Genomic DNA, 6,090 nt, shown 5'->3' with positions numbered 1-6,090 from the left:
GATGCGGTTTTCGGGTTGATGAGTTCGCGGATCCAGTTGGCGGCTTCGATGACGATCGGGTCTTTTTCGCGGGCCGGGCGGATCAGCAGGCGATACCACCAGTGCGAAATGAAATCCGGGAAATTAAGTGGCACCAGTTCACCGCGCTCAACGTAATTGCGCGCAACAACATCGGTGCTGGCAACGATGCCCTGCCCGGCACGTGCGGCCTCAAGCGCCCAGATATGGTGGCTGAAGGTCCAGCAATCAGCGAGCGAGAAGCTGGCATCCTTGAACCATTGTTCGATCTGGGAGAACTGTTCGCTGTCACTGTCGATCAACAGGATATCGCGCGGGCCGAGTGTCGCGACGTCAACATTGCTGGCATCATAGCCGCGCTTGGCCAGCCATTCCGGGGCGGCGAAGGCGGTATAGACCTCAGGGGTCAGAAGCTCGGTAATCCAGTCTTCGGGACCGGGCAGGTCCTTTGGCGCGATCTGAAGGGCGAGATCAATTTCAAGCGGATCAAGACCGTCATCAAATTCGATCTTGCGAAACTGCACGGGAATGTCGGCAGGCAGCCGGTCGCGCAGGTTATCAAGCTCATACAGCAGCACAGTGAGGGCCGGGGTCGCCAGCGCACCGATACGGATCGCCTTGCCCTTGTCCGGGCCGACTTCGCCAGTGATATCGGCGATGCCATCAAGTGCTTCGGTCAGGCGCGGCAAAAGGAGCTCGGCCGACTTGGTCAGGGTCAATCCACGGCCCTTGCGGGTAAACAGCACCACGCCAAGGTTTTCTTCAAGCTGGCGGAGCTGATGACTGATCGCACTTTGCGTGACATGCAATTCTTCTGCGGCTCCCTTCACGCTTTGATGGCGTGCAGTGGCTTCAAAGGCGACAAGGGCGCGCAACGGTGGGAGCTTTCTGCGCATCGTGGGTTTCCATCCGGAGAGCATTACTGTCTTTTATTCTGTCTATCAGGCCTGATCGAAAAGTGGGCCAAAAAAATCTCAACAATGGCTGAAAAAGCTTCATTCGTATTTTTCCAAACAAGCAGGCAATATCATCGTCATACAGGGTTTCCGGCCGTAATGACTTATGCCTCCTTGCGCCACCACGTAAGCAGCCTCCCCCCAACTGCCGGAAACCCCAATATTCCTTTCGAAACCGGGATTGACCATGACCGCAACGCGACTGAGCGGAAATTTCCGCGGTGTCCTGTGGATGACGGCTGCCATGGCATCGGGCGTTTTTGTCGATGTTTGTGCCAAGCTTGTCTCGCACGATGTGCCGACCTCGCAGATCCTTGCGATGCGTGCCCTGACCACCGTTGCGGTGTTCCTGGTCATCATCATGTTTATCGGCACGCGCCAGATCCGAACGCGCCGCCCGGTGGCCCATATTGCGCGCGGCGTTTTATGGTACGGGTCGCTGTTCTTTGTGTTCTTTGCGCTGCGCCAGATGAGCATCGCCGAGGTCAACGCCTATCTGTTTATCGAGGCGTTGCTGACCGTGATGTTGGCGGTGGTGATTTTGGGCGAGAAACTGACCCCGCGCAAAATCATCGCAACCCTTCTGGGCCTTGTTGGCGTGTGGGTGATGTGTTTCCCGCGCATGGATGGCTTTGGCGTGCCGCTGGGTGTGGCCGCAGCCCTGATCGGGGCGTTCTGTTTTTCCGCCCAGACTTTGTTTGCCAAGGTGCTGACCCGGACCGAAACCAATTTTTCCATGCTCTTCTGGCCTCAGATCATCGCGGTTGCGATCTGGGTGCCGATTGCGATGATCACATGGTATCCGGCCTCAGTGGCCGATTGGCTTTATGCGTCGGGTGCCGGTTTCTTTGCCATGCTGACCAACTATATGGTGTTGCGGGCTGTCCGGGTTGCGGATGCCAGTGTGGTGTCGCCTGCGGCATACACCGCCCTGCCATTTTCGGTCGCGATGGATTTGATCTTCTTTGACATGCTGCCGGTGCCGGTGATTTTCATCGGGGCAGGGATCGTGGTGCTGGCCGTGATGCTGCTTGATTACAAGGGCGGTGCCAAAGTGGTCGAGGATGCTGTCGAAGAAGAATTTGCCGAATTTGCCGAGAGTAGCGAAATCGGGGATGAAGAAGCATCCCCGAAACCGGCCAAGGCCTGAGTCCCGATGACCGACGTTACAAATCAGCGATCATGTTGTGCGCGGGAATCATCCGGGGCCTGATCACGGTCATGAAGGCCGTAATCCCGGATCACACCGGCCACCCGCAAACGGTAATCTTCAAAAACCTTGTGCCGTCCCTTGATCTGGGCGGTACGGTGCTCGCCCAGATTGCGCCAGGCGGCAATTGCGTCCTCATCGCGCCAGAAAGACAGCGATAAAACCTTGCCGGGATTGGTCAGGCTTTGAAATCGTTCGATCGAGATAAAACCATCCATGGTTTCAAGCACGGGTTTGAGATCGCCGGCAATCGCAAGGTAATCGTCATAGCGTCCATCGTGCGGGGTGACCTCGAAAATGACGGCAATCATGGTTTGATCAGCTCCTCAGGGTCAGGACCTATGAATTTGGTTCGAATGGCAGGGTTTATATTTGTGAAATCCAAGAAAAATCCCGCCGGGCGGGTTGGTATCCCGTGCAAGGGATTTGACGCGGGAGTTTGCAAATATAAACCCTGTCCGTCGGATCCCTCAGATATGCACGGACTACTTTGTCGCAAAACCTTGAAAGATGGATATCTTCCTGCGGTTTCGCTTCGCGTATCCGCACAGATCTGAGCGACCATTCTAACTAAATTCATAGGTCCTGACCCTTATGCGGGGTGGAGGCAATTTTTAGAAACTGGCGTTCTTCGCGCAGGATGAATTTCTCGCGCTGGGAGAATTCGTAGTTCTCGCGGCCCAAGGGATCATCTTTCAACCGCGCGCGATAGGCTTCATAGGATGCCAAATCTGGCAAATGATAGATACCATAGGCGGTCGAGACCGATCCTTCATGCGGGGCGAAATAGCCGACAAGGTCCGCCCCGCAACGCGGGATAGCCTGCCCCCAGTTGCGGGCATATTCAATGAAGGCGTCTTTTTTGTACGGGTCGATTTCGTAGCGAATGAAGCAGGTAATCATGACAGCGTCCTTTCAGGAGAAACATCTTGTTGGGTGACGCGACCCATTATCCCGATTGCCGCGCATTAATGCTTCGATTAGCATCGAACTATGAAAGAAGGACCCGATATCGCCCGCGTGGCCGCATTGCTTGGCGATCCGGCGCGCGCAAATATGCTGACAGCACTTATGAGTGGCCGGGCATTAACTGCGGCCGAGCTGGCCCAAGAAGCCGGTGTGACACCGCAAACGGCAAGCTCGCATCTGGCAAAGCTTGAAGCCGGTCAGATCGTTGTGCCGCGCAAGCAGGGACGGTATCGTTACTTCACGCTGAGCGGCCCTGATATTGTCGAGGCACTGGAAATCCTGATGGGGATTGCCAATCGGGTCGGGCATAACCGCGTGCGCACCGGGCCCAAGGACCCGGAGCTGCGCAAGGCACGGGTTTGTTATGACCATCTGGCGGGTGACATGGGGGTTGCACTATTTGATGGCCTTGCCAAACGCAAACTGATTGAAAGCAACATCAATGGTGTTGCCCTGACACCGGCCGGGATCAATTTTGCCAACACGTTTGGCATTGATCTCGATGGCTTGCGGGCCAAGCGCCGACCGCTGTGTCGGGAGTGCCTTGATTGGAGTGCCCGACAGTCGCATCTGGCGGGCTCCTTCGGGGCGGCCTTGCTGGATCGGTTTTATGATCTTGGTTGGGCCGGACGGATGCCGGAGTCGCGCATTGTGCGGTTCAGTGATGCCGGCGAGAAATCATTCCGTGATTTGATCAATCCTTAAGGCCAGCTATCAATCACCGAGCAGGGCGGAAACAAAGGCCGGGACCAGTTCGGTGGCGGGGCCATAGCGGCTGTGATCAAACAGTGTGGCACCCGAACTGGGTTCGAGATTGAGCTCGACCGTTTCAGCCCCGGCTTCCTCGTGGGCGACTTGCACAAATCCGGCCGCCGGATAGACATTGCCCGATGTCCCGATCGAGATGAAAAGCCCGCAATCGCCAAGGGCAGCGTAAATGCGTTCCATCTCAAGCGGCATTTCGCCAAACCACACCACATGCGGGCGCAAGCCGCCGGCCTTGCCGCAACCTGGGCAGGGGGTTTCCTTGGCAAAGTCGCCCGGCCAATCGGTGAGCAGATCACAGTGATTGCAGCGGATTTTCAGAAGTTCACCATGCATGTGGATGAGGTTTTTGGACCCGGCCCGGCCATGCAGGTCATCAATGTTCTGGGTTACAAGCAACACGTCACCAGGCCATTCGGCCTCCAGCCGTGCCAGGGCCAGATGGGCGGCATTGGGTTGAACCGCCGGGTCATGCAAGCCAGCCCGGCGGTCGTTGTAGAAATGATGCACCAGATCGGGATTACTCACGAAGGCCTCGGGCGTTGCGACTTCGGATATATCGTATCTCGCCCAGATGCCATCGGGATCGCGAAAGGTATGAAGTCCGCTTTCCTTGGAAATGCCAGCCCCGGTCAGGATGACAATCGGGGCGTTTTCATCGCGCAGGATATCGATCAGGTCGGGGCGAAGCGGCATGGTGTGCGGTCCTGTGCTGGTGATCAGTGCCGGTAGCCTAATGCAAACAAAACACCCCCGCCAAGTCTGTCTGGCAGGGGTGAATGCGAAACCGATCCGCTAAAACCGGTTTATCTGAAATTTTTCTGGCGATCAGGCAGAGGTATCGACATTCCCACCCGGGGTGTCGGTCTGGCTTGGTTTTTCACCGCCCGGATTTTTGGTCACACCGACCATGGCCGGGCGCAGCAAGCGGCCCTTAAGCACGTAACCAGCCTGCATGACCTGTGCGACGTGGCCGTCCGGATATTCCGGATGCGGCAGTTCAAACACGGCCTGATGTTTGTTCGGATCAAGCTTTTCACCAAGCGGTTCAAGCTTTTCGATGCCGTTCTTTTCAAGCGCCTTTTGCAGGGCCTGTTCGGTCATCTCGACCCCGTCAAACAGCGTCTTCATCGCCGGATCGGCATTGGATGTATCGCCCGCGGCATCAAGCGCGCGGCGCAGGTTGTCGCTGACATCCAAAAGGTCGCGGGCGAATTTGGTAATGGCGTAGTTACCGGCATCCTCGACGTCTTTTTTGGCGCGGCGGCGGGTGTTTTCCACCTCGGCGGCCTGGCGCAGCAGACGGTCCTTGAGCTCCGCGACTTCGGCTTCAAGTGCGGCGATCGGGTCCTGGGGTGCGGCGTCCTCAACAACTTCCTCGGTCGCCTCTGCTGCGACCTCTTCAGAAGCGGTTTCCTCTGCATTGACGTCCTGCAGATCTTCAGGAGTGTTCTTTGCGGTTTCCGACATGGCTAACCTTGCTACTTTCACGTTATGCGGCCTGACACGCAGCGCCGCGATTTATCCAATCAGTCGACCGACCAGCTTGGCGGTGTAATCGACCAGCGGAATGATCCGGGCATAATTGATCCGGGTCGGTCCGACAACCCCGATTGCACCCACAATGCTGCCTTCAGCATTCTGATAGGGCGAAATCACCATCGAAAGACCCGATCCGCCGAACAGTTTATTCTCCGACCCGATGAAAATCTGAACACCCTGGGCATCCGTCGTCACATCGAGCAGTTCAATCATCTGATCGCGGGCTTCAAGCACGTTAAACAGGCGGCGAACGGTCTCAAGCTGTTCAATCGTATCGATATTTTCCAGCAGCTGGGATTGCCCCTTCACAATCAGGGACGATCCCTTGACCCCGCCGGCCCATGTTGCCAGGCCCGCATCAATCAGATTGGCGGAAAGTTCATCAAGCTCCTGCTTGAGACGATCACGCTCCTTCGTCATCAAAAGGCGCGCATCATCAAGCGTCTTTCCAGCCAACCGGGTATTTAGATAGTTTGCCGCTTCTGTCAATGCCGAGGCGGGCAAATCAGGCGGAACATCAAGGATTCGGTTCTCGACACTGCCATTATGGGCTACCAGCACGGCCAGGACTTTGCCCGGCGACAGGGCCACAAATTCGATCTGTTTTAAGCGAATGCCATCGGTCTTGGG

Annotated in this window: 7 protein-coding genes and 1 pseudogene; 2 read left to right on the top strand and 6 right to left on the bottom strand. The window is 56.6% G+C overall.

Annotated elements, in window-relative coordinates:
• Positions 1–914: LysR family transcriptional regulator (locus B3Z49_RS01195; protein ID WP_296987625.1), on the bottom strand; the 914-nt coding region annotated here is incomplete at its 3' end.
• 247 nt (positions 915–1,161) lie between these two features.
• Here B3Z49_RS01195 and B3Z49_RS01190 point away from each other — a divergent pair.
• Entirely contained in the window at positions 1,162–2,124 is a 963-nt protein-coding gene (locus B3Z49_RS01190; RefSeq protein WP_296987623.1) for a DMT family transporter, read from the top strand.
• 23 nt (positions 2,125–2,147) lie between these two features.
• On the opposite strand, the gene B3Z49_RS01185 is transcribed toward B3Z49_RS01190, so the two are convergent.
• Both B3Z49_RS01185 and B3Z49_RS01180 read right to left on the bottom strand, forming a co-directional pair.
• The gene (locus tag B3Z49_RS01185; RefSeq protein ID WP_296987621.1) at positions 2,148–2,495 is read right to left on the bottom strand and encodes an antibiotic biosynthesis monooxygenase family protein; all 348 of its coding nucleotides are present in this window, start codon (positions 2,493–2,495) and stop codon (positions 2,148–2,150) included.
• Between the two features lie 265 nt (positions 2,496–2,760).
• Positions 2,761–3,087 carry an NIPSNAP family protein gene (locus B3Z49_RS01180; RefSeq protein ID WP_063086355.1) on the bottom strand — a complete coding sequence of 109 codons (327 nt, stop codon included), beginning with the start codon at positions 3,085–3,087 and terminating at the stop codon, positions 2,761–2,763.
• 90 nt (positions 3,088–3,177) lie between these two features.
• Between B3Z49_RS01180 and B3Z49_RS01175 the strand changes: the two genes are divergently transcribed.
• Positions 3,178–3,858 carry an ArsR/SmtB family transcription factor gene (locus B3Z49_RS01175; RefSeq protein ID WP_296987615.1) on the top strand — a complete coding sequence of 227 codons (681 nt, stop codon included), beginning with the start codon at positions 3,178–3,180 and terminating at the stop codon, positions 3,856–3,858.
• A gap of 9 nt (positions 3,859–3,867) precedes the next feature.
• On the opposite strand, the gene B3Z49_RS01170 is transcribed toward B3Z49_RS01175, so the two are convergent.
• From B3Z49_RS01170 to B3Z49_RS01160, 3 genes and pseudogenes are all read right to left on the bottom strand, one after another.
• Entirely contained in the window at positions 3,868–4,614 is a 747-nt protein-coding gene (locus tag B3Z49_RS01170; RefSeq protein WP_296987612.1) for an NAD-dependent deacylase, read from the bottom strand.
• 132 nt (positions 4,615–4,746) lie between these two features.
• A complete protein-coding gene (gene grpE / locus B3Z49_RS01165) occupies positions 4,747–5,388 on the bottom strand; it encodes a nucleotide exchange factor GrpE (RefSeq protein ID WP_008888711.1) in 642 nt (213 codons plus the stop codon).
• Between the two features lie 51 nt (positions 5,389–5,439).
• Positions 5,440–6,090 (bottom strand): annotated as a pseudogene (locus B3Z49_RS01160) (HrcA family transcriptional regulator); the annotation flags it as partial.

This window comes from Thalassospira sp. UBA1131, assembly GCF_002311515.1.
Lineage (GTDB): Bacteria > Pseudomonadota > Alphaproteobacteria > Rhodospirillales > Thalassospiraceae > Thalassospira.
The sequence above is the reverse complement of the archived record's forward strand: the minus strand, read 5'-3'. Positions and strand labels throughout refer to the sequence as shown.